The sequence below is a fragment of the Coprococcus sp. RTP31081st1_H1_RTP31081_211007 genome (assembly GCF_040227275.1).
Taxonomy (GTDB): Bacteria; Bacillota; Clostridia; order Lachnospirales; family Lachnospiraceae; genus Coprococcus; species Coprococcus aceti.
This window is the reverse complement of record NZ_JBEHVP010000003.1, coordinates 93,876-120,232: the sequence shown is the minus strand read 5'-3', so window position 1 is coordinate 120,232 and position 26,357 is coordinate 93,876. Positions and strand designations below refer to the sequence as shown.

Genomic DNA, 26,357 nt, shown 5'->3' with positions numbered 1-26,357 from the left:
AAAGAAGGTCGGTCAGTGGTGTAAAGATCACTGGAAAGAGATTGTGCTTGTAATTGAAATCGTAGCGGCTGTTGTCTGCCTTTGCGTTCCTGGCTTACAGGGTATAGGCACTGGTATTCTTATCGGAGCCTTAAAAGGTGCTTTGACCGGCGGCTTGATCGGCGGAATTACCAGTATGCTAACCGGAGGGTCATTCCTAGAAGGATTTGCCCAAGGCGCATTAGATGGTGCCATAATGGGTGGTGCCTTGGGCGGCGTAGGTGGAATCGCTGGCAAATTCATAACCTGCGGTTCTAAATTAGGAAACGCAATACAGACAACCTCTAAAATCAGCGGAGCCATTTCCAATAGTATGGATGGTTTCGACATGGTTTCATTGGGACTTGGAATGATAGATCCTAACAATCCTATTACAGAACTGAACAACAAAATGCACCAGAGCGATGTATACAACAAGTTCCAGATGGGTGTTAGCTTGGTATCTTCGTTCTCAGGTGCTGCTTCTCAGATATGGCATGCTTTGTTGCTGGTACATTGATTCTTACAACTGCTGGTTTACTTGCAATTGAAAAGCTTAGAGCTGGTGATAAGGTCTTAGCTGCTGATCCTGAGTCATTTGAAGTCGGTGAGAAAACCATTCTTGAAGCATTTGAACGTAAGGTATACAAGCTTGTTCATCTTACAATAAACGGTGAGAAGATAGTAACTACTGACAATCACCCATTCTATGTACAAGGCAGAGGATTTATCAAGGCAGAAGGTCTTTTCGTAGGTGATAAACTCATAAGTGTTGACGGTAAAGATCTTATCGTTGAAACACATGATATTGAGCAGTGCGAGAAGCCTATAACTGTTTATAACTTCAAAGTTGAGGATTACCATACATACTTTGTTGGCAATTGCAAGATTTGGGTTCATAACAATGACTGTGTAAAGAAAGTCGAATCTGGTGAAATAGAACTGGAAACAAAAAAACAAAAAGGCAACTATGGTGAAATGAAGATGGATGAACACTATGACAGCAAGGGATTTGAGAAAATGCATAATGGTGTTGAATCACTGGACGATAAAATTCATCATGGTATAGATGGCGTATATAAGAATAAGGATCCAAATGGAGATCCTAAATTTATCATAGCAGAGGCAAAGTATGGTTCTTCGCAGTTAGGTAACACCAAAAAGAGCGGTCCGCAAATGGGTGATAAATGGATAAAAAATAATATAGGAAAAATAGTCGATGACCCAGATGACATAATCGAAGGACTTGCAACTGGTGATACTGTTAAGGAATTGTTCAGAGTAAATGTAAGTAACGATAACGGTTTAGTAAATGTTACAACTAGTGTTAAGTCATTAAAGTAGACAATTATTTACATCAAGAATTTTTGATATTAAGGAGAATATTATGCGAGATACAATTAAATCAAAAGAGTATTTTGATGAGTATATTTTGAAAATGTCAGAAGGAATCAAAAGATTTGAAGAGGGTATTGCTGCTGGAAAATACTTAAATGACAAGATACTTTTTGTAAAAGATTACATTTTACAAAAAAAAATCGGGATAATAATCGCTAAGTATTCAAAAGGTGATTCAATTGAAGAAATAAAAAAAGAATTTGAATCTTCTTTAGATTTGTTTGGTGAAGCGTGGGATGATTCAGTATACGAGAGCAATATTATTTTTGCTTCTTTAGCATATCTTCTGAATTTGGACGATGGTAAGTTGAATATAATAAAAAATAAATTGAGGAAATCTGAAACATATGATTCATTATTAGATTTTATCCTCATTGGAAATAAAAGTGAGTTTGATACATCGAAAATATCCTTTCCTCGTCCATACAAAAAGTTAGTAAAAAGCATTAACGATGAAGATAGAGATGCTTTTCTAAAATATTTGAGAGGATGGTATAAAGGCTCTGTAGATAGTGCTTGGTATGGTACACATGAACTGGTGAATAAATATCAGTATTATGGATATTGGTGTTTTGAAGCTGGTGCTATTGCAAAAAGACTTGGTTTTATAGATGACGATTTGAAAAATGAGCAATATTATCCATATGATATGGTTCATTTCGTATAATGATTCGTAAACAGTCCAGAAGAGAATGGAGTGATAAAATGTCAGATATACAAAATGAAAGACTCATTGAGTTTATATCTAATTCAAAAGTGGCGTTTATTAATGGTCAGTTCCAAGAAGCTTTTACACTCGCAAAAGAAGCAATTAAGCTTCATCGGGAACGGAAATGAGGTCAGAGAAATCAAGTCCAGTCAGACCGTTCTCGATCATATCCTCAATGCTGTCATACTGCTCCGTATTGTAAACTTCGCCGTCAAACTCGTAGGTGATCTTGAAGTCCACAAGGTCAGCCGTCACCTGAATAGGCAGCTCATCGTCGGTCAGAGTGGTAAACACCAGACCGACATTGTGCAGATCATCAAAATCAGCACTCTCACGGTACTCTGCTTCGCAGAAGTCGTTAATTAAGAACTTTGCCTTATCAAGCGGAGTCTCAAAAGTACGCTGAAAGTCCATGATCTCCACAGGTTTGTCGGGATTATGTTCAAGCATCGCAGTACGCAGGAGCGCCGGAAATGTAGTCAGCTCACGGTACGGCTCGATCTCCATTTTATCGCTACGGTTATAGATACCGCAGACGGGATCACCGTCATAAAACAGCTCACCGACTTTATCGCCGTCAGCGATAGCAAGTTTCCATGTGCCGCGCTCTGTCTCCGCAGATTCGCAGTCAGTGCCGAAGAACTTATCAACGACCTGCTGTAAAGTCTGGAGCTTTTCAGGCTCACGCTTCGGAGGATTCAGCTCAAAAGCCTGTTCGATCAGGACGGAATATCCTGCATCACTGAGCTTTTTGGAGTATTCGTCTTTATCCTCAGCCGGAAATCCGACCATAGGCTGCCCGTTTTTTGAGTGCATTTGCAGTCCGAGGACTTCCACACCGATCTCAGCATTTTTGCCGTGCATCTCGTAAAAATCGCCTGCCTTGCGGAGCGATACCGGACCTTTATCTTCGGGTTCAGCCTTTTCAGCCTGCTGTCCGCCTTTGCTGATGATCTCAAAGCCCTTTTCCTCCATATCTTGCTGCCAGCCGTCGTAGGCAAGTACATCAGAAGTGCCGAGCAGAATACCGCCATAATCGGGAGCGTCAAGGTCTTTCAGCGAAATACTCTTATCGCTGATCTTCTCGACCTCACGGCGAGCGCCGTCATACATGATAATATCACCAACAGCGAGATCGGATACTTTGGCTGTTTCGGACTTTTCCTGCACAAGCTCCTTCTCCTTGAAAAACTCAGGCATTTCCGTAAAACCGAAACTGTCACAGAAATATGCTGTATCCTTGCCGTCAGCGGAAATGACGATAACATCAGAAACAGAAAGAGAGTGTCCGAAGAAATCATCGGGACGGTCATTATTAAACTGAGTGAAAAGTGCTTCAAGCGTAGCATTGCCCCTGAACTCTCCGACCTCACCCTCATACATAAGCTCATAATCGTCCTTGTTGAGCTGTACACCGTCCTTTTTGAGTTGTTCCATACCCTCAAAGCGAATGCCGTGATACTTCTCACCACCGGGAAGCTGATAGATTTTGAAAGTCCCTTGTGCCTTTTCCACATTATCGTAGGTGCGGATCGGGTGCTGCGCCTTGAAATCGTCGAAAATACGCTGTTCCTCAGCAGTCAGCTCAGAGTGTGCTTCAAGGAAAGGAACGAAAATGTCAAGCATTCTCTGCGCCCTCTCCTTATACTCCGGCTGATTGAACGGGTGCTGCGTATAACCGAGGATACCCTCATTGTATGTGCGGATATGGTCGATCAGCGAACCGCCGCCCGTACCCTTGCCGTCGCCAATATCAAAGCGGCCGTCATAGTTGAACTCCTCACCGCCGATGACAGCAGTAATGCTGAAATCAGTCTTTTTGTACCAGCCTGCTTTCAGATCAGGGATAGTACGCTCTGAATGCTGCTTCTCATCAAGGTATTCAAGGACAGCATTGCCGAGGGCAAAACTGCAATCAGGGTGTGCAAGGGCAAAATCGTGAACGATGTCGCTTTCGCTAACCCATTCATCGCCCTTATCCTTACCGAAATGGAAAGAGAGGCTATCCGGCTGTTTTTCGGGTGTTTCTGCATCAAAGCTCACATGATACTTTTCCTTTGCGATGATAGCAAAAGCCTTTTCGGTCAGTGCTTCATCACCGAGAATATCATGGAGAGCCTTCTTGATACGGTTGAGCTTCGGGATATTATCGCCGTTCTCCCAACCGTGCAGAGCCGCACCGTCAAATGCAGTCAGAAGGTCAGCGATCTTTTCATCGGACATATCGGGAATCGCATCGAGCATATCGTCACGCACCCACCATAAAGCGAGATCGTCAAATTCCTCATGGATACGGTCTATGAAAGCCTGGCCGATCTCCTCAAAGGAAACAAAACGCTCCATACCGCCGAAACTGCAATTATATCCGTCCTCAGTCCTCTCTAAATGCAGGGAATGACGGAGGTTCTCAGCATAGTAGTACACTCTGTCCGAAATCTTGCCGTCCTCAAAGACAAACTCAATGTCAGAAGCAGTACCGCCCTCTAACAGTCCGAGGGCAAGCTCACGGCGAATATCCTCACCATAATGGAAACGCTGGGCAAGGTCATAGAACGCAGGCTCACTCAGATGATAGCCGAAAGCCGCCTTGTCGCTGGGCTTATGCTTTTCAAGATACCCACGCTCAAACATCGGATACGCCATATCCTCCCACTCATCGGAGGAAAGAGTACGCACTGCAAGGAACTTTGCAAGGTCAGCCTGCGGAAACAGCACTTCTTCCTCAGTAGGAACTCTGTTTGCGTTCTCACGGTTGATAACTGCCTGCTTATGGGCAGTCAGAAAGTCAGCAACATCGGATTCCTGCAAAGCATTGTGCAGAATCTCGTCATAAGCCTGAATATCCTCAGCGGTGAAACTCTCGTCAATGCTGTCAATCTGTCCTCTTGTCACATCACCCACGAACATAGCAGTAATAGCGGCCCTCTGTTCATCGGAGAAATCGTGCTGAGAGAAAAAGTCGGAAAGCTCGATACTGCGATCAAAACTGGACTTTGCTTCAAGCATATCGGTGAGCTTGCTGTTTTCGCCGTATCTCTCTGCAGGAGCTTGTGCCAAGTATGCCTGAACAAGAGACAGCATTTCACCGAACTGTGCTTCATCGTATCTGCGGTCAAAGAAATCAGCAAGATCAAGCTGCATATCCTCAACAGCAAGACGATGAACTACGGGCGAAAGTGCGATATTCTGCTCCATAGAAAGACCGAGGTCAGTCATTTTGCGGAGCATATTTGTCTCACGGACAGCGTTCTCCAAAGCTCTGTGAAATGCAGGAGCGTTCTCCTTATCGACCGCAAAAGCAACCTTACCGTCACGGACAACAGCATGATAGCTCACACTTGTTTCAAGGAAAGGCTTGACCTCTCCGAACTGATCAGGTGTGAGCTTGCTCATATAGTAATGGGTATCACGGTTTGCACGATAGTCACGATTGCCGACTTCCTGCGCCTTATCGGGACTTGCGAACTGCTTACGCATATTCACGACTTCGTCCCTGATGTTGCGGACAGCAAAGAGGTCAGCGTGAGAAACCGTCAGCGTACCCTTGCCGGACGGATAGACTCTGCCCGAAAACTGCATACCACGGGCTTTCATGATCTCAGCCATTTTCAGCACAAGGTCACGGTCAGCGGAAAGGTACTCTTTCTGCGGAATATAACGATACTCCGCTGAACCGAAGATGTTTTTTTCGGGCGGAGAATAAGGTCTGTTGGATTTGGTGGGAACAAGGTCGGGAGTGCCTGCGATACGCTTGAACCACTCTATATCTTTATCATTGATCGCCATAATGACGGAATTATCACGGGCATAGGCATAGTAATTGATGCCCGAATTATCAAGCTGTTTCTGCAATCTTGCAAAATCCGCAGCCTGGATCGTCACAAGGTTTTTGTCTCTGTTATCTGTTGCCTTGTTCCACATTTCGTTGCCGTAATACTGCATATTCGTTTGCTGAACCTCCTTTTTTTCAGTCTCATGTTCTACTTGTTTTGGGATACAACGAAGCATATCATTCCAGTCTTTATATGTATCGGGAGTGATAACACGCTTCATGTCTGGATACTGCTCCTGCAAACGCTGGGCAAATTCATTGCCTGCGGTATCATTGTCGGAGCAAAGGAAAACATTCTCAGGCGGGATATTATGACGGAGCATCGTGTCAAGAACGATATTCGGCTTCACGCCCATCATGGAAACAAGCCTGCAATCCGTCATTTCCTTATCGTGCATTTGCAGATAGGAGAGCATATCTATTGCACTCTCAAAGAAAAAAGCCTTTTCGCCCGTGCCGCGGACAACCTCAAAGCCGTGCCCATCGGCTGAATGTTCGGCAATACCCTTGAATCGGTGTTCTGTCGAAGTACCGACCTTTTCAGCACCGATGACCTTGCCGTTATCGTCATAATATTTGAAAAGCACATTGCCTGTCTTTTCTTCCTGAGATACTACGCCCTGTCTCACAAGTGAAGCCACAAGGTCATAGTCAAGCCCTCTGGTCTTGCAGAGATACGCAAATACACGCCTGCAATTATCAGCTTCGGCAAGGGAAAGCTCCCTTGCCGTTACTGTTTTCGGCTTCTGTTCGTAGGTGCGGGACGGAGTATATGTCAGGTCATAGTGTTCACCGTTGAGGGCTTCAACGGCTTCTACAAAGGACATTCCCATAAACTCACGGAGAAATCCGATATACTCCGCTTTCGCTTTCCGCAGATCGGCGGAATTGGCACAGAGCTTCGGACGGTTCGTTTTTGCCCGATACAGCTTGTTATCCGCCTTTTTGAGCTGTAACTTTGCCTTTTCGAGCTTGTACTGCTTCTTGGTTTTCAGGTGACTGTGAACGCCCTTGACAGCATCAGTCGCCGTCCGTCCCATGAGAAATACTCCACGGTGATAATCGTCAACCGCTTCACGGGTATATTTCTGTTTGAGTTTGCTGCGGACTTCACGCTGGGCAGTATCCGATACTTTCAGCCCTACCGTTTCTGTCGCAAGAGCCGTATCTACCGCCGTCTGCGCTACATCATGTACTGCAAAATTGACCGCACGGGCATTCGCCTTGAACAGCTTGCCCTTAAAGGTCTTAGGCTGCCATGATTTGATCGTCCTTGTGACCGAGGGAGCATCACCCGTAATACGGTATTTTGCATTTGCAAACTTGTGAATGATACCCCTGCCGCCGTGGTGCGTTTTCTCACCACGAAGGATATGGGCACGGGTATGAAAGCGACCTCTGCTGTTCTGTTCACGGCGGAAGTCTATCTGAAACTGCTTCGACCGTCTGCTGACTTTATCGAAACGCGCCTGCGCTCTGCGGAGGTTATTTTCTTTTCGTTGTAAGCTCATAAATCCTCCATTCTGCGCAGTTTATGCAAGGTCAGCGGGACGGGTTGTCATAAGGCGATACATCTGCGTATCCTGCGGAAATTTATCCGTAAACGGCAGTAACACCTTATCATAACGGATAAGTCCTTCGCCCGGACCGCTGTTCGTGACATACTTCATCTGCTCTTTGGAAATGTGCAGTTTCTCGGCAAGAATGTCCCTGTCACCGGCTGCCTGATTGAGCATATACACGAAGTCCGAGTTATCAAAGATATTCTCGACCTCCTGAGAAGAAAGCAAGTCCTTGACATTCTGCGTGATACCTGTCGGAACTCCGCCCCATTTACGGAAACGCTTCCATATCTCAGCGGAATATTTCGCAGTCTGCTCCTCTTTCAGAAGCAAGTGGAATTCATCGATGTAGTAGCGGGTGATCTTCTTTTTCTCACGGTTAGCGGAAACTCTGTTCCAAACCGTATCCTGAACGATCAGCATACCGACCTTTTTGAGCTGGTTGCCAAGTTCCTTAATATCAAAGCAGATGATACGATTGCTCATATCAATGTTTGTGCGGTGATTGAAAAGGTTCTGAGAACCATTTACAAACATTTCAAGGCTGTTCGCCACACGCAGAGCGACTTCACCCTCCTCATGAAGCTCTCGCTGTAAGTCGGAGAGAAGCGGCATCTTGTCCTCAGTCGGTTCATTCTCGATGAAATGCTTATAGATACGCTGTACGCACTTATCAATGACCGAGCGTTCCTCAGCGGAAAGCCCGTATCTGCCGCCGACAATGATCTCGCACAAGCTGATAAGAAAATCACTCTTGTTTGCAATCACTTCCATAGGATTGGTGAACATATAGTCATCAATGGTTATGTCCATCGGATTGATATGCTGTTCGGAATTGCTGGCGATGCGGATAAGCTGACCGTGAAGCGCCGATACAAGCGGAAAATACTCGCCTTCGGGATCGCAGATGATAATATCATCGAGCGTAGTGAGAAAGCAGTCGAGGATTTCACGCTTGACGCTGAAACTCTTGCCGGCACCCGGCGTACCGAGGATAAGACCGTTCGGGTTCTTTAATCGGGAGCGATTTGCTCTTATCATGTTGCCCGACAGCGTATTGATACCGTAATAGGTAGCCTGTCCGTCCTGAAACAGCTCTTTTGTGGTAAACGGTACGAAAATCGCAATGCCCGAAGTGTGCATCTCACGACGGACGGGAATCTCGTTATAGCCGATAGGCAGCGTGGATACAAGTGTCTGCTCCTGCCTGTAATCATACGGGAACATGATGCAGTTGTTTTTCTGGCAAGTTCTTTTCAGCATCTCAGAAAGAAGTTTCAGGTCTTTCTTCGATTTTGCGTATGCCCTCAGTGAAATGCTGATATGGAATAATCGCTCATTTTTGCTGTTCAAGTCACCGAGGAGCTTTTCGATGTCCTCGATATACATCTTGATCGCAGGAGGCAGAATGTCCGGATCATAGCCCGACTGCGATGCTTTCTTCTGTTCGTCGATCTTCATCTGCTCCACATTCGTGAGCTTCTTTTTGACGAATTTCAGGGCATCTATCTGGTCCAGCGGATCAACATGAATGTTCACGCAGAAAAGGTTCTGCATTTCAAGGAAGTCTTTGAGTATCTCATCGGGCAGCTCTCCGGCGAGGATATTCATACCCCATACTGCGCCGTAGGCATTGCCGATCTCAAAGTCCGCCTTATTGAATTTGATCGAGGGCGGACAGATAAAATCCTTTGTGTCCATTCCTGCCCTCAGCATAGAGTCCCAATCGAAAATGAATGGGGCGTTTCTGTAAGGGTTCAGGGCATAATACAGAGCTTCAAGTCTCTGTCTGCCGTCCAGTACCTCGGCATCAACGCCAAAGGCTTTGAAGCCCTTGATCACGTCATTCTTGATACTCATCAGCTTTGCCCTTGCTGCCTTGTATGATGTGGATTCGATACCGAATGTCAGGAACTTCCTTGCACTCTGACCGTTACTGCCTTTCAGTAGCTTATCGGTGAGCATTTCGCTGTACTCCTTGCGGATCGCATTGAAATCGTCGTCCTGTTCGGGTATCTGCACCGTCTTGACGAGCTTTGCCTTTGAACGGTTCTGGTTCTCAAAGGTAAGCTGGAATTTGATCGTGTTATCGAAAAGATTGATAATGTCACAGTATTTGCTGAAAATGTTGTTCTGCTCCTCAAATTCAGCGATAGAGTAGTTGGCATCGTAAAACTGCACCGTCAGAGAAAAGAAATTCTCCGACACCTGACACACGCCGTCCTGATACATACACAGGTACGGAATGGTGTTCTGCACAGTCGATTTACCGCCGTTTTCACTCCTGATCTCCGCCATTCGTGCGGATAAAATCTTTTTTTCCTCTTTTGTCAGTTTAGAGGCAGGCTTGCCCATGATAACCTTAGCAGAACTGCGGTTATCACTTCTTTTGGCATTTTTCTTTCTAAAGCCCATTGGAAACCTCCGTTATATGCAAAAGCGGAGATACCGAAAGTTATACTATTATGTATAGGTAAAGCTGTTAGCCTTTTCTTTCGGCATCTGCCAGCTTCTTCTTGATTCTGTTGTATTCGATGTGCCGTTCAATGCACATGAATACGTTGGTTGTGCGGTAATACCGCTTTCGTGGTCTTGTGAAGTATTCACGCATGAACTTCACCTGTTTCTCCAAGAACACGCCGTTTTTCTTGTAAATGCCGCAGAGGATCGCAGGGGCGGCGACCGCCCCCATTGCGAAGATCGCTCCCGACATTCCGATAGACGCTCTTGTCAGAAAATACACGGGCGCACCCAAAACAAGACCGATGCCGAAGCAGATCACCTGACGTTTTGTAAATCCCATGATGAACTTTTCCTTGATGTCGTTCAAGTCCTTCGGGATAGGAACGTAATGTGCCATTTTTGACCTCCGATCTTGTTTTATCGTGCGTTAAAGACTGATTTGCTGATAGCTCCTGTACGGAGAATCGTGAAGATAAGTGCCGCAGTATAGCCAAGAAGCAGTCCCATTTGCAGGATCACGCCGTCTGTACTTGCATTCAGGGCAACGATCGCATTGCTGAACAGCGTCTTGAAAATACCGAGTGCCACCACGATAAAGAAGCCCTGGAAAGAAAGAGCAAGAAGCTGTTTGATCCAGTTCTTACCGATAGAAGCCCATTCACCGCTGTCCATCATGGTTGCCATAGGGATAGGTGCAATGCTGAGATACATAAACACCTCGATGATACGGCTTGCAAGTGTGATAACGATAGCAACTATCAGTATCAGCACCCCAAGATGAACGATCAGGGAAATAAACCACACCGTCATCAGCTCACCCAAGCTCAGACCGCTGAGAGCCGACGGATTGATCGAGAGTGTGGAAGATAGATAATCTCCGGTCCCGAATAGTGTGGCAAGCCCATTGGAGCATACCGTTGTGCCAAACGAGAATAGTGCCGAAGCGATGTAATAGGTGTTGGCGACCAGTATTACACCGCACAAGGCTTTGATGATCCATTTAATGAAGATAGAATCATCGAAGTCCTTGAAGTTATTTCCTCGCAGTACCATCTGTATCAGTTCATTCAGCAGGATAACTGTCAGAATGAAACCGCCGATAGGCACTACGACATTGTTGCAAAGCGTTTCGATCGTTGTCCAGATCGTAGTACCGCCAGTACCTCCGCCGGTGAACTGTGACGGGTGCTGAGTTACGAAGTCATTGACAAGTCCACCGCTGCCGCCTGTTCCCGTTGTTTGCGAGAAAGTGTCGGTCAGTAGGTCGGAAATGCCGTCAAACTGAGACTGGATGCCGTCCTTAAATAAGTCTTTACACCAATCTTCCAGTGCATCGATCGCATCGCTGATAATTCCCATTATTCATCACCTCCAATCGTGGGAGTGACTAAAGGTCTGTCATATTTGACAAGCTGCCGAAGCTCCAGTTTGGAGGGCAGAAGGTCACGGCAGAAATAAGCAGAGCCGAAGTGATTGCCCTTAGTGGTACATTCCATGTTCTGCCGTGTATGATAGTCCACACGCCCGTCAAAGGAGAGCATCTGGATTTCGTTGTTGAAAATCTTATATCTCGCCTTGCCTTGAATACTGTTCACGGGCAGGAGCAGAGCGAAGGGCTTTTGGAAAGAAAATGCTCGTTTCAGTACATCATTCTTTTTGCTGAATGGGGGATTGGACACAAGAATGTCCCAATGTTCGGGTTCATACCTGAAAAAGTCCTGTCCCTCCTTTAAGCTGCTTCGCTCCACTTCATAGCCTTTCTCCGAAAGGAACTGATAGAAAGCGCTCCATTCCTCATCGAACGGACACCATATCTTCTTGTCTTTCGGAAGAAACTCCAGTAACGGTTCTACCGCATAAAATGGTGTGTAGACCTCATCTCCTGCACTTGTTCGGTTCGCTGTCAGATAACCGATGTTTATTCCCATTCTGTCTTATCGCCCATACCCACCACAGCCCACCGCTGAGCGACCTTTCATAATTCTATTGGAACGGCATCATTTATATAGCGTTCAGCCGAGGTTTACGCTTGTCTCTTTTCTTGATTAGCGTGTGTCAGATTACACCGCACCCGTCATCATACCCTCAAGAACAGGTACGAGAATGATAGCGAGGAGGATCAGACCAAGACCAGCCATAAGCTGCTTCATGCCCTGAGACTTTTGTTGTGTTAGATAAAGAAGCAATAAAAGTGTAAAATTTTTTGCCGTTCCCGTCCGGCACTCATAGGCTGCGCCGGACAGGTCGGGCATTATTCGGGCAAGTCCACCTTGCCGACAAAAGAGTAGTAGATTTCAATTTCCTGCCTGCGGTTTTTGTTCTCGTCATAGCTGCACTCATGCACTATGATTTTCTCGATAAACTCCCGAAGCAGGGTAGGGGTAAGTTCCTCGAAGCTGGTGTACTTGCGGACAATGTTCATAAACTTCTCGGCGTTTACCGTGGCTTCCTGCGCCTTTGCAAGTTCCCCTTGCAGTTCGGCGGCTCTCTCTTTAAGCTGCCGCTGCTCGGCTTCATAGTCTGCCGACAACTCCGCAAACCGTTCATCAGAAATGCGCCCGGTCACGCTGTCCTCATAAAGCCGCTTGAAGATAGCGGACAACTCGGCTATGCGCTTCTCGGCTGCGTCCAGTTCCTTTTTCTTGGCGGCATTTCTGCGCTTGCCCCCGTCCTCGTTCTGCTCGATCAGCAGCTTCATAAACTGCTTTTCGTGCCTTGCCGCATAGTCGGTCACTTTCCGCAGATTGGCGGTCACTCCCGCTGTCAAAAGGTCGGTGCGGATAAAGTGCGCCGTACAGTCCTTGACACGCTTCTTGTAGTTCCCGCAGATGTAGCAGTCTTGCCGCCTTGTCTTGTTCTCATACCTCTGCTGGTAGAGGACGCTGCCGCAGTCGGCGCAGAACAGCAAGCCGGAGAACAAGCCCACTTCATCATAGCGGTTGGGGCGTTTGCGCTGCTTGCGTAACTCCTGCACCCGTTCCCATGTGGCAAGGTCGATAATCGGCTCATGGGTGTTCTCGAATACCGCTTGCTTTTCCTCCGGGTTTTCTACGCTGGACTTCACTTTGTAGGAGATTTTCTCGGTCTTGAAGTTTACCGTATGCCCCAGATACTCCTTGCGTTCAAGGATATGGACAACGGTATTTGTCGCCCATCTGTACGGGTAATCGGGGTAGTAGCGGCGGGTGCTGCCCGTCCTGCGGTATTCCAGCGTCCCCGGCGTGGGGATTTCCTGCTCGGTGAGCATACGGGCGATTTTGGTCGGGCCGTTCCCGGCAAGGCACAAGCTGAATATCTGCTTGACTACCGGGGCGGCTTCCTCGTCAATGATAAAGCGTCCGTCCTCGCCTTTTAAGTAGCCATAGACGGGCTGGCTGGTAATGGGCTTGCCGCTCATGCCCTTGCTTCTGAAAACTGCCTTGATTTTCCTGCTCGTGTCTCTCACCATCCATTCGTTAAAAAGATTTTTTAGCGGCGTTAGGTCGTTGTCGCCCTGTGCGCTGTCCACTCCGTCATTGATGGCGATAAAGCGGACGCCTTTCTTGGGGAAAGTGATTTCCGTAAACATTCCGACTTGCAGGTAGTTCCTCCCCATGCGGGATAGGTCTTTGGTAATGACGCATTTTACCTCGCCATTCTCCACGCAATCCATCATTTCCATAAAGCCGGGTCTTTGGAAGTTCGCCCCACTCCATCCGTCGTCAACGAAAAAACGGTAGTTCAAAAATCCATTGTCACGGGCATAGGTTTCCAAAATGCGCTTTTGGTTGGATATGGAATTGCTCTCGCCCTGCAATTCATCATCTTTACTCAATCTTGCGTAAAGGGCGGTAACGGGTGCTAATTGGGTGGTCTGTCTAATCATGGTTTCCTCCATTTCCGACAGCCGCCCCGCTATTCCGTACAAAGATTGTACCATACGGGGCGGCGGTCTGTATAGTGGTTTCTGCTTCTTTATCGCCTGTCATAATGACGATTTTTCAAAAAAGGCTTGTCATGTCACACAAGCGGTAGAAAAGTTCATACTTCTGTGCTATACTTTTGTCAAAGCAATTATTAAGCGGGAGAATAGCCACATGAAGAAAATATATTTAATCGGCGGGGCAATGGGTGTTGGAAAAACAACAGTAGCACAAATCTTAAAAACAAAATTATCAAACAGCGTTTTCCTTGATGGCGATTGGTGCTGGGATTCTGACCCATTTCAAGTTACAGAAGAAACAAAAATTATGGTTATAGATAACATTAGTCATTTGCTTAACAACTTCATTCATTGTTCTGCATATGACAACATCATTTTTTGTTGGGTAATGCACGAACAGAGTATAATTGACGACATTCTATCAAGGTTAGACCATAAAGATTGCAAGGTTTATTGTGTTTCCTTGGTTTGTGACCCTGATGTATTGAGCGAAAGACTGCGCAAAGATATAGAGCAGGGTGTTCGTTTGCCATCAATTATTGAAAAAAGCATTTCATATCTTCCGAAGTACCGACTGTTATATACAAAAAGGATTGATGTTTCTAACAGTTCGCCAAATCAGATAGCAGATGAAATAGCGGCGTTATAATCACTCCCATTCCAGCGGTCATGCTCCCCGGCATGACCGCTTTTCTCATACCCCCGGCTCATGCAGTATAGGGCGGCTTTGGTGCGGCTGCGGTTTCCGCTTCCAGCACTTTCATCATCTTGTCGGCTGCGGTGGCGGTGGTGTCTTTCTTGAAAAAGCCGGAAACAATGAGGACGGTGTTCCCCATGCGGGTTTCCGTCACGCAATCCGGGCGGCGGTCTGTGGTGGGGCTGGTCTGTTTCTTATCGGGCATAGGCAACTCCTTTCACTTCAATAATTCTTTCAGTCGTTCCAGCTTGGCTTGCGCGGTTTCCCTGCGGAAGTTCTTGCTTGTGAAGCAGATAGGGGAACACATTTCTATCAGTCGGTCATAGATACGGGCGTGGGCGGTGTCCTGCGGGTTTTCCAGCATATCCGGCGTGTGGTTGGTGGTGACGATCAGCGGCTTGCCGCTGCGGTAGCGGCTGTCTATCACATTGAAAACCTGTTCAAGCCCGTACTCCGTCCCCCGTTCCATTCCAAAATCGTCAATGATAAGCAGGGGGTAGCGGCAAAGGCGGTCAATGTACTCGTTGCGCCCCTCGAAGCTGGCGGCAAGGTCATTGAGGATAAGGGCAAAGTTTGTCATGCGGACGGGGATTTCCTGCTCCATAAGGGCGTTTGCAATGCACCCGGCAAAATAGCTTTTCCCTGTGCCTACCTTGCCCCATAGCAGCAAGCCGTGGTTGCCCTCTTTCATCTGCTCCCAACGCTCCACATAGCTGTGCGCCATTCCCATTTGGGGGCATTTGCCGTTGTCATTGGCAAAAGTCCATTCCCGCATTTTGCTGTCGGTAAATCCCCGGCGTTTCAAGTCCTCTACGGTGTCAAGGTGTTTCCTGCGCTGCTCGGCGGCTTCACGCTCTAACCGTTTCGCCCGCTGGCAGTCACACTCTGCCGGGTGGCGGTCACGCCCGAACAGGGCGGCTTTATCTGCCGGGAAATATGCTTCTTTCGGTGTCCGGCAACTGCCGCAGTACAAAAGCCCGTCCTCCCCGGTGTAGTCCTGCGGCTCGGCTGCGGTATCGAAAACCTTTTCAAAATCATTCGTCATAAGCTCTGTCCCTCCTTGTAGGTGTAATCGGGTATGCCCTGTTTCGGGGCTGCCTTTGCGGTATCGTCTGCCGCCCATCTGCGGATTGTGGCAGCGTGGTTTCGGTATTTCTTCCCGGTGGAAGCGATATAGCCGGAAAGACGGTCAATATAAAACTCCCATTTGCCGGGCAGTTCTGCTTGTAACTCGGATAATTCCGTATCAGACAGGAAAACATTGCTGTATCTGCCATAGGCAGCGGGGGCGGGGTGTCCCGTTTCTAACTCTCTCTCTTTCTCTAACTCTATATCTATCTCTTTCTCTATCTCTGGTGGACAAATGTCCGCTTGGTATGGTGGACATTTGTCCGCACCATGCTTTGGCAGGGCTTTTTGCAGTTCAAGCCTTGCCCTGCGCTTGCGCTCCCCCTCGGTTGAGGACTGCCCGATCAGCAGTTCAATGTTGCTCATGTAGAGTGCGCCGTTTTGCAGCGGCTCGACAAGCCCCAACTTTAGGAAAATCTGCAAAGCCCGTTCTACTGTGCCGACTTGCTGCCGGGTGATGGTGGCTATCATCTGCGCGGTGTAGGGGATATTCTCGTCAAGCTGCAACTTCCCGCCGTTCTTCAGCGATTTTAAGTACAGCTTCAAGAGGATATTGGAGTACAAGATACCGTCCTGCATACTTTCCAGCAGCACGATAGCGTCCTCGTCAAAATAGTTCTCTTTCAGCTTGAGGTAGTAATATTTGCGGTTATCTGCCATTGGCGGTGTCCTCCTTTTTCCAGCGTTTGGAGTAATACCGGGGGCAGAGTACCACGATAGCCCGGAAACTCTGCTTGCAGTCGTGGGTACAGCCCCGGCATAGGTCGTTGTAGGTGATACGGTTGCGGTGGTTGAGGAAGAAAGACCATTCAAGCCGCCGCTTCTTGCTCATTCGTGGCATGGGTGACGCTCCTTTCTGCCGTTTCGCCGGGTGTGGCGGTATCGGCGGTAAATCTGTATATTCCCGGTGTCATTTTCGGGGATTTTCTGCCCTGTAAGCCTCGTTTCAAAGTCGGGTGGTATTGCGGATAGGGCGCAGGGCATACCCTTGTTTCTGTATGGTTTCGGTATCATTTCGGGGCGGTGTTTAACGGTCATGTTCGTGCCTTTTCTGCTGGCTCGGTGCGCCCCGTAGTATCTGGTCGATATTGCCCTTGACCGTCTGCAACTCCCGCACACGCTCCTTTTTCTCCCGGTAATCGTTGTACCGGGCGTTCTTCTGGACGGTAAGCTGCTCAATCTCGGCTTGCAGGGCTTTGTAGGTTGGCAGCTTCTTTATGCCATGCTCCCGGAAATACCGGGCGGCTGCGTCCGCTATGATAAAGTCGCTTTCGTGCTTCTGGCGGTAGGCGGCTTTTGCTTTGTCCGATTTCTGCGCTTTCAGTCCGTCCCGCACATCTTTGGTCTTGGCGAATTGCAGCACATAGCCCTGCAATTCCTTTTTGCCCTGCAACGCCGCTTCAACGGTTTTCAGTTCTGCGGTGCTGTCCTGGAGATCCGCATAGGCGGCGGTAATGGCTGCGTCAAGCTGCTCCGGGGAAGTAAAGCCGTACTGCTCATAGGCGGCAACGGTAGCCGCCATCTGTTTGAGGTTGTGGACAGCCGCCCAGCGGTCATAGCCCACGCCTTTCCCCTCGGCTCGCTTGGCTTCCCGGTCAACCATGCGCTGGATACCGCCCTGTTTCGGGGCGGTTTTCGCTGTTTTTCCCTGCTGTAATCGCTCCCGGATAGTGCGGGTGTATTCGGGTATGGCTGCGGCTTTTTCGGCGGCTCTGTGGGCGTTCTGCTCCAAAAGGGCAAGTACGGCGGTGCGGTCAAAACCGTCCCCCAGCTTCCGGGCGGTGATGGGCTTGGTGCGCTCCGGCGTGAGGTAGGACAATCGCCCCCGGCTCTCCTTGACAGTCACGCCCTGCCGGAGAAGTAAAGCGGAAAACTCGTCATAGCTGGTAGCAGAGGACAGGGCGGCTCGGATAGTCTGCCGCAACTTTTCCTTGTCCGTTTCAAACTTGGTGGGCTTGGGCGGTTGCTCCCCGGCGGGTAAAGCGGCGGCTTGTGCTGCGGCCTGCCTGTCCAGCTTGGCTTGCCCTTTCCGCTGCGCCCAGTATTCACGCTCCGTCACCCGGTTTTTGCTCCCATGCAAGAGGTCAATCTGATAGAGGTTTTCCCAGTGGCACATCTCCATGACTTCGGCTTTGAAATACTCCATAGCTGCGTCGGTGCAGCGGTGCTTGCACCCGGCTTTTGTATCTGCCGGTCTGTCCATGTAGGGCAGCAAGGGTACTTCCTCAATCCGCAGACTGTTAATGACGATATGCACATGGATATTGCCGCTGTGGTTGTGTCCGTCCGGGTGGGTGCAGACAATGGCTTGGTGTCCGGGGAAGTGTGCTTTACAAAATCTCTCGCCCAACTCCTGCGCCCGGTCAACGGTCAATCCGTTGTCTGTCCCGTCCCGTGGGTCAAAGGAAATGATATAGTGGTGGCTTTTCACATCTTCCCGCTTTTGGTTTTTGCCATAGCGGAGATTGGAGCGCATACAGGCAACGGCAAAATCCTCGCCGCCGCAGTTCAAAGTGGCAAGCCGATAGTCCTCGCGGGGAACAAGTCGCCCGGTTTCATCAAGGGTGGGGCGCATGGTAAACTCGTCATGCTCAAAGGTCAAATACTGCTCGGCTGCGCCGTAGTCGGCATTTTTAGAGCTGATATGTTTGAATGTTGCCAACCGCTTCACCTACCTTTCGCAAGACTTCAAACTTCAAGGCGGCAAGGTCGGCTATGGCTGCCCGTACCTCGCCGGATAGTGCGTTGTAGGGTGTGCCGTACTCGTTGAGGGCGCGGGCGATCTGGTTGAGGTTGCCGCCGATTTTCCCGTATTCGGCGGTCAACTTCCCAACGGCGGCAAGCAGTTCATCATTGACCGGGGAAATGGTAACAACGGGGCGAATGGTAGCCCGTGTTATGGCTTGCCGGATAAACTCGGCTTGGCTGATGTTGTAATGCTCCAGCCGCCCGGTGAAGTCGGCGTATTCTTCCTCGGTCATGCGGGTCTTGACTACATGGCTGCGGTGGGGCGTGTTGTATCTCTTGGCTATGGGTATCACTCCTTTCTGTGCGTGGTATTCCGGCGTGGTGGTCTGAAAAAGGCAAGCTGCCCCTTTTACTACCCACACCACAAAAAAAGCAAAATTGCCAAACGGTTTCGGAAGATTTTTTGCGGCGCAAGCCGCATAGCAGGGTTTGGGGAAGGCACTCCCCAACAAGATTTACCGCAGGGGCAAAACCGCAGATATGCGGATTTTGGCACCGTGGTAGAATCTTGCTCTAAGAAACTGCCGCTTTCCTCTACGGCTGACTTTGCGGCAATCCGCAGGGGGCGGCTTGGCTTGTTTCCGTCAATATAGCGATTGCGGTGGCGTGTCCTGCCCGCTGTGGTTTTGCTTTCTTCTACGGACGGAAATGGAAAATGCCAAACGCTCCCTTGGATTTCTTCATCACTACTACGGTAGCCCCATACCTTTCTTCCAAATGGCTGCGGTATTCTTTTCATCACTACTACGGTACGCAAGACCGTTTTGGGCAAATTTCCCCGTCACTTTCTACAACAACAGGAATGTGCGGTCTGCCAAAAATGGGCGCAAAAAAACGCCACGGACTTTCAAAAAATCTGTGGCGTTGCAGCTTGGTCGATATTCAATTTTCATTTCCATAATGTGAGGGGAGCGACAGCACTTTAGTCTGTCGCTCCCTTGATTACCCATCAGCGGAAACAGGCAGGGCTGTCAACGGCGGCGCATTTATGCGCCGTTCATCTTGACCGTTGACTGCTCCGGCTGATTCCGCTATTTGTTGTGGGATTACAGCTACATTCAAATCTTTTGCGCTGATTAGTGTTTCTTGTTTGCATTTCGGACAGAACAGAGGGAAATTTTCAAGTATTGTATCGGGGCGTATCTTTGTTCGTGTTTTATTTCCACAAATAGGGCAAAGCACCCGCCTATCAGGCGATTTAATCATTTTAATTTTCATTATTTAAGGAAAGAAATGTAAATTGTGAAGTTATCGGGAATGTAGCTGATACTCAATCCCTTTTCGCCATTTGACAAAAGCGTACCGATAGAAACATAGTCCTGTCCCTCAATTTCTTCCGACACTTCCTCTATTATAGAAAACCCCTCTTGCTTCAAAAGCTCTAAATAGTCGTTATAGTCGGTTTCGCTTATATCCACAATACTGATACTGCAATTCTCATGTTCCGTATCAAGCATAGCCCAACCGACCGTACCGGACGGGACGGGAAGCCCCTCGGTGTATTCATTCACAGGCCATACACCCGCGTCAAGCATGGTATTGCTTTCTGTTTGTGTATTGCTTGGATTATCCGCAGCGGACGGCGTATCTTGATTGGAACAGGCAGCCAAAGAAAGCATAAGTAAAATAGCGATTATTGAAACAAATTTTTTCATAGCTACCTCCTGTTTTTGCGGACGGTTCGGATAATCTGAATGATTGCGATTGTAACCGCGATTACACCGACTGCCAAAATGATTTGTGAAGCGTCAAATCCAAAAGCTCCCTCAACTTGAATGTTTGTCATTGCGTCTGCTTGTCCGATTGCCCCGTCCGGCACTTTCCCGGATTGGGTAGTGGCGTAAATCACAAACGCTGCAACGGCAACGACAAGGGCTGCAACGCTCGAAATAATCCCTTTCCGTTTCTGCGGTGCTGCGCTGTCAATGCCTAACTGCTCGGCGGTATTCTCTGCAAACTCTTTGGGAGTGCCTAACCGTTCGATTACCTGTTGTTCCGTTTCGCCATGCTCCAACGCAGAAGCAAAGACTTCATTCAGATCACGCACGACCTCTTTTTTTGCTTTGCGTGTTAAACTCAATTCCTTTTCCACTTGCTTAATGTATTGCTCTTTCATTCTGATACCTCCGCTGTTTGATAGGTGGCAATAAAGCCATTTACACAACTTTCATAGCTCGCCCAAAATAAAATCAGCTCGTCTAATACCTCTCTGCCCTTATGGGTAAGGGAGTAGTATTTTTTTGATCCGCCATTTGCCGCTGCCGGGGCTAATCGGCATTGGATTAACTCGGCTTCCTGCAAACGATACAGAATAGGGTAAATCGTTCCCTCTTTTGCATAGCCCAAAACGGACGCGCTGTTATTTAGCTCTGTAATGATTTCATAGCCGTAGGTTTCTTTGCGTCCGATCAAGCACAAAAGTATCATTTCAAGAGAGCCTTTTTTGAATTGCTGCACATACCTGTTATCCATACTCTCTACCTCACTTTAGTTTTGCTATTTAGTGTTCCTAAATAGCAAAACATATTATAACTCCCGGAGGTGTTCAAGTCAATAGAGTTTATAGAAATGTTACAAATGCTTTTTAGACTTTACCCTATAATTTGCCTTGCTCGGAATAGCGGCGGGGCTGACTGTCCTTGTCCTGTTTTGTTGTGCTTCTTTATTAACCATGAGCATTCGCACCGGGGTTATCGTTGCCGTAACCTTCGAGGAGGTTTACGACACCCCAAAGCGAAACACCGCCGCCGATAAGGCAGATGACGCTTTTGAGTACGGTGCAGGCAGTAGTGATAAAGGACGAGGTATCGACCTCGCCGGTGCCTGCTGCGAATGCCTGAGTTGCACAGGTAGATGCCATGATGCCTGCAACAGTGCAGAACATCGTTGCCTTCTTTGCACCACGGGTGAGCTTAGAGAGCCACTTGTGCTTAGGTGCAGAGGTAGTGGTTGCTGTCTCCATAGCGGTAGCATCGACCGCAGAAATATTCAGTTCGTTCATAGGTAAAAAGTCTCCCTCAAAATAAAAAAAGTAGTGTCCGCAGCTTCAACCGTTTCTCTTTTATTCGGTTTCTTCACTGTCCGAGTTAAAATCCGACATATATCTCTTTTTCGTCGGTTTCCTCAGAATTTTGTGTATCAGCGGTTTCTGTTTCTGTTGCTGATACTGTTGTAACTTCCTGTCCGGCGGCCGTCATATCAACACCATACCCCGTGAACTTTTCCTGTCGAGACAGTCTCAAACGCATCGCCTTTTGGTCACTCACAAATTTTTCGATGTTGAACCCCATCTCAGGATTATCGTCCAAGAGCATTGGATATTGCTTATGACGGGTAATGTCAAACTTGTCCGAGAAGAACGGACGCACTCCTCGCACCTGTAAGATACATTTACCGCCGTCCATGACCGCCAGTTCGTCCTGACTTTTCAGTTCTTTGCCGAGCTTCTGATAGTTCATACCGTAGCTTTCACTCTGACCTCTGTTAGTAGAAGTATTAAAGGAGTCGATTGTCTCTTTTCCGAGACTTTCACTGATCTCCTTTAATGTTGACTTCTCCTTGCCGCCCAAAAACAGCATCGTATCACAGTTGCCTTCGATCGTGTCTGCATTGTCTTTGTAGATAGCCTTTAGCTGGCTCTTAGCTTGCAAGATGATACTTGCCGATATTTCACGGCTTCGGATAGTCGCAATGAGCTTCTCAAACTGCGGTATTTCGCCAATATTGGCGAACTCGTCTAACAAACAGCGTACATGATAGGTCAGCTTTCCACCTGGGGAATTATCTGCTTTGGTGCAGAGTAGGTTGAAAAGCTGGGAATACATGATCGCTACAAGGAAGTTGAATGTGGCATCTGTATCGGAGATAATGATGAAAAGCGCACTCAGCTCGTCACCGAGCTTGTCGAGGTGCAGCTCATCGTAGGAGGTGATCTCCAAAACCTCATCTATTGCAAAAGGCGCGAGTCGTGTCGAACAGCTAATTAGGATAGACTTAGCCGTTTTGCCGGCAGCGAGCTTATACGCCTTGAATTGTTTGAGTGCAAAAGCACCCAAGCGCCGTTGTTCGGCATCGGGTTCTGTTTCAAAAAGATCGGCATAGTCTGCCATTACTTCGGGATCACTATGCTCTGTACCGTTCAGCCAACACTCTACAATTTCAAATTCAAGGTCTATCGCATTCTTGAACTCCTCATCGTCCTCACGGCATTCCGAAGCGTTTATCATATCAATAAGCGTTTCAAAATTCCATTGTTCAGGATCATACATCGCAAAGATAAGAGCGATATATGCCGTGTACAGGAGCTTTTCGGCTTTTACCCAAAAGTCATCGCCGGACGGCTGCTGAGAGGAAGAAGTGTTTTTTATCAAGACCTCGACGAATTTCAGAATGTCTTTTTCACGGTTCTTTTCGCTGATGTACGCAAACGGGTTGTAGTGCATCGACTTTGCAAAATCAATGGTGTTGAACACCTTGATCTTATACGGCTCATAAACAATCTGTCTCTTGCCGTCCTTGTCCACTGTATACAGCACCTCGCCGTTTTTGCCGCGCGCTGGGCGGCCCCGTGCAAGCATTTTTCCGCACTCGACCAAAACCGTTCCCTTCGGATCGGTAACTACATAGGAGGAGTGCATTTGCATCAGGTTCGGCTTCACGAAAAAGCGCGTTTTACCTGAACCTGAACCGCCGATAACGAGGATATTTTTATTTCTCGCATACTTCGGTTCAGAGGGCTTGCCCATAGTCAGAGATTCCGTTTTCGTGAGAATGACGTTGTTATCGGGATTTGAGCAGTCCATATACGGCTCAATATCCTTTTCACCGCCCCATACGGCAGAGCCGTACTCCTCTCCCTGACGGAATTTCTTCTTGTTTTTCGACTTGACATAGAGGACTAACCTCATTACACCCGCAAGAACCAAGCCGAAAAGAAGATCAAACGGGTGTAAACTGGGAAAGATTCGTGCAAACGCCACACCGAGATTGCTCATAAAGGGCAGGAGCTTTTCCTGAAATCCATTGCCCTCAGCGGTTCGGTACGCAAAGCCGATCAGGTTGCCCACATAAGAGAAAGCTACATAGGGAACAGCCTTGATGATCAGCTTTTTGAGCTTTCTGGTGTTAAGCTGCAATACGCAGTCTTATCCTTTCCGCAGTTATCGGCACAAAAGTCTGCCGTAAAAATATCATCGCCCCTTGCCCGTGGAACGGGTGCGGACTTGAAGTAGTCATAGATCAACGTCTGTTCTCCTATGTGCGATTCTTCGCACGGTTTTTCTCTCTCTGTTTCTGTTTACGAGGTCTGTTTGCCACCTTCTGAGCCTGCTGGTGCATCTGCTCACGGGTAAACTCGCCGCGCTTCTGCGATTTGCCCTGTCCCTTGCCGAGATACTCCGAAAATGCTCTCTTGAAATTCTCCGTTTTAGCAGCGGAGAAGAAAACATGATAGGTAGGCGGCTGGGTGCTTTTATCTCTTTTCAGAGCAAAATCCACATCGTATTTTCGTGCGGTTTTCAGGAAATCACCGATATTCCGGTCTGAAACCTCAATGCTGTCGAGCTTGGACGGGGACTTCGCCTGCAACTGCTTGTAGGTCATTCGTCCCTTTTTCTCCGCCTTACCCGACATAAACTCCTGCAAGGCAGATTTCAGCACATCGGCGGTCAGTTTCTCCGCCTTGATCGAAATATCTATGGTTTTCTTAGCACCGCTTTCGTAGTCGGACGGCATTACGCATCACCGCCCGTGATCTCATAAACGGCATACGCCTCGGTCGAAAGCCAGTCATGAAGGGCTTTGAGTGCATTATCTGCTTCATCGGGCGTGTCATAGATACCCATAGGAATCTTGTTGCCAGCGGTATCCGTGCCGATCATTTCAAAATCGGGCTTGATCGTGCCGTTTTCCTCGTCAATTTCGGCATCATCCCAATTTGTTTCAACGCCGATCTTCACGATGTTGGCATAGTTCAGGAACTCGCCAAACTGCGTAACGATAGTCTTAGCCATTGTCCTCACCATCCTTTCCGTAAAGCTCTGAGAGCTTGTTGTGATACTCCTCCTGCGTTTCATCGAGATCGCAGAAAACGCAGCTCAGAAGATTATAGCTGACCTTATCACCGAGCATATCCATAACGATAGCTTCAAATTCGCTATGAAAACGGTTAAAAAGTCCGTCTATCTCCTGAAAAGAAGGATTATCGGGCATAGTTACACCTCCTCATTGGTCTGCTGCGGCTTCGGATTGAAATATCCGGTCTTGAGATATACTACCCTGTTAGGGCAGTAATAGCGATGCTGTTTGCCCTCACCGCAGGGGATCGCATAACCGAAGTCAAGAACTCCGGACAGAATACCATTTTTCAGCGTAGTAATACCGATACCGCTTGCCCGTGCGATCTCCGACAGAGGAACATTTCTTCCCGTAAACACAAGATCATGCTCACTGATTCTCTTTGCACCCATAGGAACACCTCCCTTCGTAATCAGACAGCCCGACCGTACATCTCTGCCACAGCATTGTCAGCCCATCGGCTTTCACAGCCTTCGTTGAAATGATATGTCAGGACTTCGTTGTAGAGGGCGCTGATGAAATATTTGCGGAAATTCTTGATATTATCGACCTTTGCCATATTCACAAGGACATTCTCGACCATGTAAATATTAGCCCTAAGCATCTTGGACTTTATCACGCTTCTGGGGAAATTCGTACCTCTGAGCGTGGTGTACGGCAGAGTAGAGCATATTTCGTCAACGATAAAGCCGACGATATTATCTGCTTCTGCATAGCCGTCCCGACCGTCAACGGTCAGCCAGTCTCCGAGATAGCCGTAGCCGATGTTCTGTTTCACGACTTCCGTATAATACTCAACTTCTTCTGCGTTATATCCCTCGTTCGACTTTTCAACATTTTCACCGTTGAAAACTTGTGGAATTGCCGCAGAAGGAATGATAGAGGATTTATCACTCCGTAATTGATTTTTCTGTAATGTATTGTTGTTATTATATTGTCCGTGGTTTTCAGACAGCGGAGTTTCAGCAGACGGAATGTCCGGATACAGGTTTTCCACCCTCTGTTTTTCCCCCTCAGAAGAAATAGGCTTTTCAGCCCGACCGCCTGCACGTATCGTGATTGCCTTGCGTCTGGTCTCAGCTTCAAGCTCGTCAGCCTGTTCTTTGGTGACAGGCACATCGAAAAAGCTGTAAACGTACTCAAAGCAGTTGTGAACGCTCTCATTGGAGAGAAGCTGTGTGCGTACAAGGTAACCCATATCTATGAGCTTGTTTACAGCGTTATGAACCGCAGTCCTGCCCTCTTTGCAGATCGCTTTCAGTCCCGACATAGAGAAATGCCAGTAGTCAGGCAGAGAACGCACTTTGAGCAGCAAGCCGAGGAGCTTATTGGGAATCGTCTTGTTCCGCAGGAGAGCAGTGCTTACCATAGTAAAGTTGCTGTCCTTTTTGACACGATTCAGAACGGCGTTATCCACCGTAAAGGTTTCAAGCTCATAGTCATACTGAGGGATAGAGGTATCCTTCGCTGAATACTCATAGAACTTGTAGACCGTCTGTATCCTGCCGGTCGGGTTCTCATTCGGCATCTTTACCACGACTTCAAGGTAGCCCCACTCTTTCAGATCATTGAGGGCGCTGTCGATAGCTGTCTCACCGTCAGGGCAGATTGCAATCAGCCCTGCCTTTGAGAAGTTCCACTCCGGCGGCAAGTCCATAACTCTGCCAAGCAGACCGATAGCAGGACAGCCGAGATTGGTAGACCGCACGAAGCAGTTGCTCAGAACGGCATATCCGCTGAATTTATGTATCTCGCAGACGGTATCGTCCACGGTTTTCTTTTTCCTGTTGCGCTTGTCCATTTCC

Annotated in this window: 28 protein-coding genes; 4 read left to right on the top strand and 24 right to left on the bottom strand. The window is 48.0% G+C overall.

All coding sequences use genetic code 11. The features are described 5' to 3' along the window. Positions 1 to 43: 43 nt before the first annotated feature. Genes ABUA31_RS07065 through ABUA31_RS07055 form a run of 3 tightly spaced genes read left to right on the top strand, consistent with a single transcriptional unit; the run spans position 44 to position 2,083 of the window. The gene (locus ABUA31_RS07065) at positions 44 to 538 is read left to right on the top strand and encodes a hypothetical protein (RefSeq protein ID WP_349818664.1); all 495 of its coding nucleotides are present in this window, start codon (positions 44 to 46) and stop codon (positions 536 to 538) included. Continuing rightward, positions 511 to 1,362, top strand: a complete 852-nt coding sequence (locus tag ABUA31_RS07060; protein ID WP_243147826.1) for a polymorphic toxin-type HINT domain-containing protein — start codon at positions 511 to 513, stop codon at positions 1,360 to 1,362. Before ABUA31_RS07065 ends, ABUA31_RS07060 begins: the two co-directional genes overlap by 28 nt. Before the next feature lie 43 nt (positions 1,363 to 1,405). Next, positions 1,406 to 2,083, top strand: coding sequence for a PoNe immunity protein domain-containing protein (locus ABUA31_RS07055; RefSeq protein ID WP_117904541.1), 678 nt, complete (start codon positions 1,406 to 1,408; stop codon positions 2,081 to 2,083). A gap of 144 nt (positions 2,084 to 2,227) precedes the next feature. Here the strand turns inward: ABUA31_RS07055 and ABUA31_RS07050 are convergent, their stop codons facing one another. The 7 genes from ABUA31_RS07050 to ABUA31_RS07020 all read right to left on the bottom strand — a co-directional run bounded on the left by ABUA31_RS07050 (position 2,228) and on the right by ABUA31_RS07020 (position 13,847). Next, entirely contained in the window at positions 2,228 to 7,468 is a 5,241-nt protein-coding gene (locus ABUA31_RS07050) for a YodL domain-containing protein (protein WP_349818663.1), read from the bottom strand. A 21-nt stretch (positions 7,469 to 7,489) separates the two neighbouring features. Next, positions 7,490 to 9,874, bottom strand: a complete 2,385-nt coding sequence (locus ABUA31_RS07045) for a VirB4-like conjugal transfer ATPase, CD1110 family (RefSeq protein WP_330577012.1) — start codon at positions 9,872 to 9,874, stop codon at positions 7,490 to 7,492. A gap of 127 nt (positions 9,875 to 10,001) precedes the next feature. Continuing rightward, entirely contained in the window at positions 10,002 to 10,379 is a 378-nt protein-coding gene (locus tag ABUA31_RS07040) for a PrgI family protein (RefSeq protein ID WP_117904597.1), read from the bottom strand. Between the two features lie 20 nt (positions 10,380 to 10,399). Beyond that, complete coding sequence (locus tag ABUA31_RS07035; protein ID WP_161171426.1) at positions 10,400 to 11,341, bottom strand: VirB6/TrbL-like conjugal transfer protein, CD1112 family; 942 nt, start codon at positions 11,339 to 11,341, stop codon at positions 10,400 to 10,402. Further along, positions 11,341 to 11,910 carry a tRNA (adenine-N(6)-)-methyltransferase gene (locus tag ABUA31_RS07030; RefSeq protein WP_117904601.1) on the bottom strand — a complete coding sequence of 190 codons (570 nt, stop codon included), beginning with the start codon at positions 11,908 to 11,910 and terminating at the stop codon, positions 11,341 to 11,343. Before ABUA31_RS07030 ends, ABUA31_RS07035 begins: the two co-directional genes overlap by 1 nt. 132 nt (positions 11,911 to 12,042) lie before the next feature. Next, positions 12,043 to 12,234 (bottom strand): Maff2 family mobile element protein, encoded by a 192-nt coding sequence (locus tag ABUA31_RS07025; protein ID WP_349818662.1) that lies wholly within the window; start codon positions 12,232 to 12,234, stop codon positions 12,043 to 12,045. Then, positions 12,234 to 13,847 (bottom strand): recombinase family protein, encoded by a 1,614-nt coding sequence (locus ABUA31_RS07020; protein ID WP_055079677.1) that lies wholly within the window; start codon positions 13,845 to 13,847, stop codon positions 12,234 to 12,236. The genes ABUA31_RS07025 and ABUA31_RS07020 overlap by 1 nt, the downstream gene beginning before the upstream one ends. Between ABUA31_RS07020 and ABUA31_RS07015 the strand changes: the two genes are divergently transcribed. Then, positions 13,846 to 14,553, top strand: coding sequence for an ATP-binding protein (locus ABUA31_RS07015; RefSeq protein WP_005939429.1), 708 nt, complete (start codon positions 13,846 to 13,848; stop codon positions 14,551 to 14,553). The two genes, ABUA31_RS07020 and ABUA31_RS07015, sit on opposite strands and share 2 nt — an antisense overlap. A gap of 58 nt (positions 14,554 to 14,611) precedes the next feature. Here the strand turns inward: ABUA31_RS07015 and ABUA31_RS07010 are convergent, their stop codons facing one another. The 17 genes from ABUA31_RS07010 to ABUA31_RS06930 all read right to left on the bottom strand — a co-directional run bounded on the left by ABUA31_RS07010 (position 14,612) and on the right by ABUA31_RS06930 (position 26,353). Further along, positions 14,612 to 14,806 (bottom strand): transposon-encoded TnpW family protein, encoded by a 195-nt coding sequence (locus tag ABUA31_RS07010; RefSeq protein ID WP_055079678.1) that lies wholly within the window; start codon positions 14,804 to 14,806, stop codon positions 14,612 to 14,614. A 12-nt stretch (positions 14,807 to 14,818) separates the two neighbouring features. Continuing rightward, entirely contained in the window at positions 14,819 to 15,646 is an 828-nt protein-coding gene (locus ABUA31_RS07005) for an ATP-binding protein (protein WP_055079679.1), read from the bottom strand. Next, positions 15,643 to 16,389, bottom strand: coding sequence for a phage replisome organizer N-terminal domain-containing protein (locus ABUA31_RS07000; RefSeq protein WP_158422846.1), 747 nt, complete (start codon positions 16,387 to 16,389; stop codon positions 15,643 to 15,645). The genes ABUA31_RS07005 and ABUA31_RS07000 overlap by 4 nt, the downstream gene beginning before the upstream one ends. Further along, positions 16,379 to 16,570: a hypothetical protein gene (locus tag ABUA31_RS06995; RefSeq protein ID WP_055079680.1), complete on the bottom strand. Its 192-nt coding sequence runs from the start codon at positions 16,568 to 16,570 to the stop codon at positions 16,379 to 16,381. The genes ABUA31_RS07000 and ABUA31_RS06995 overlap by 11 nt, the downstream gene beginning before the upstream one ends. A 186-nt stretch (positions 16,571 to 16,756) precedes the next feature. Continuing rightward, positions 16,757 to 18,391, bottom strand: coding sequence for a relaxase/mobilization nuclease domain-containing protein (locus ABUA31_RS06990; protein ID WP_055079681.1), 1,635 nt, complete (start codon positions 18,389 to 18,391; stop codon positions 16,757 to 16,759). Then, entirely contained in the window at positions 18,363 to 18,761 is a 399-nt protein-coding gene (locus ABUA31_RS06985) for a plasmid mobilization protein (protein ID WP_055079753.1), read from the bottom strand. Before ABUA31_RS06985 ends, ABUA31_RS06990 begins: the two co-directional genes overlap by 29 nt. 658 nt (positions 18,762 to 19,419) lie before the next feature. Further along, on the bottom strand, positions 19,420 to 19,683 hold the full coding sequence (locus ABUA31_RS06980) for a cysteine-rich KTR domain-containing protein (protein WP_502879976.1): 264 nt from the start codon (positions 19,681 to 19,683) through the stop codon (positions 19,420 to 19,422). Positions 19,684 to 19,694: 11 nt separating this feature from the next. After that, positions 19,695 to 20,132, bottom strand: coding sequence for a DUF6591 domain-containing protein (locus ABUA31_RS06975; RefSeq protein WP_005937456.1), 438 nt, complete (start codon positions 20,130 to 20,132; stop codon positions 19,695 to 19,697). A gap of 2 nt (positions 20,133 to 20,134) precedes the next feature. Beyond that, complete coding sequence (locus tag ABUA31_RS06970) at positions 20,135 to 20,593, bottom strand: DUF1700 domain-containing protein (protein ID WP_005937453.1); 459 nt, start codon at positions 20,591 to 20,593, stop codon at positions 20,135 to 20,137. After that, positions 20,590 to 20,949 carry a PadR family transcriptional regulator gene (locus ABUA31_RS06965; protein WP_005937450.1) on the bottom strand — a complete coding sequence of 120 codons (360 nt, stop codon included), beginning with the start codon at positions 20,947 to 20,949 and terminating at the stop codon, positions 20,590 to 20,592. Before ABUA31_RS06965 ends, ABUA31_RS06970 begins: the two co-directional genes overlap by 4 nt. Before the next feature lie 193 nt (positions 20,950 to 21,142). Beyond that, positions 21,143 to 21,478, bottom strand: a complete 336-nt coding sequence (locus tag ABUA31_RS06960; RefSeq protein ID WP_349818661.1) for a Maff2 family mobile element protein — start codon at positions 21,476 to 21,478, stop codon at positions 21,143 to 21,145. A gap of 85 nt (positions 21,479 to 21,563) precedes the next feature. Beyond that, positions 21,564 to 23,612: a VirD4-like conjugal transfer protein, CD1115 family gene (locus ABUA31_RS06955; RefSeq protein WP_117904603.1), complete on the bottom strand. Its 2,049-nt coding sequence runs from the start codon at positions 23,610 to 23,612 to the stop codon at positions 21,564 to 21,566. Positions 23,613 to 23,730: 118 nt separating this feature from the next. Next, positions 23,731 to 24,210 carry a PcfB family protein gene (locus tag ABUA31_RS06950; RefSeq protein WP_117904604.1) on the bottom strand — a complete coding sequence of 160 codons (480 nt, stop codon included), beginning with the start codon at positions 24,208 to 24,210 and terminating at the stop codon, positions 23,731 to 23,733. Beyond that, a complete protein-coding gene (locus ABUA31_RS06945) occupies positions 24,210 to 24,488 on the bottom strand; it encodes a hypothetical protein (protein WP_117904606.1) in 279 nt (92 codons plus the stop codon). The genes ABUA31_RS06950 and ABUA31_RS06945 overlap by 1 nt, the downstream gene beginning before the upstream one ends. Next, on the bottom strand, positions 24,481 to 24,687 hold the full coding sequence (locus ABUA31_RS06940; protein ID WP_117904608.1) for a hypothetical protein: 207 nt from the start codon (positions 24,685 to 24,687) through the stop codon (positions 24,481 to 24,483). The genes ABUA31_RS06945 and ABUA31_RS06940 overlap by 8 nt, the downstream gene beginning before the upstream one ends. A gap of 2 nt (positions 24,688 to 24,689) precedes the next feature. Beyond that, on the bottom strand, positions 24,690 to 24,944 hold the full coding sequence (locus ABUA31_RS06935) for a hypothetical protein (protein ID WP_349818660.1): 255 nt from the start codon (positions 24,942 to 24,944) through the stop codon (positions 24,690 to 24,692). Between the two features lie 20 nt (positions 24,945 to 24,964). After that, the gene (locus ABUA31_RS06930) at positions 24,965 to 26,353 is read right to left on the bottom strand and encodes a DUF6017 domain-containing protein (protein WP_117904612.1); all 1,389 of its coding nucleotides are present in this window, start codon (positions 26,351 to 26,353) and stop codon (positions 24,965 to 24,967) included. Positions 26,354 to 26,357: the final 4 nt, after the last annotated feature.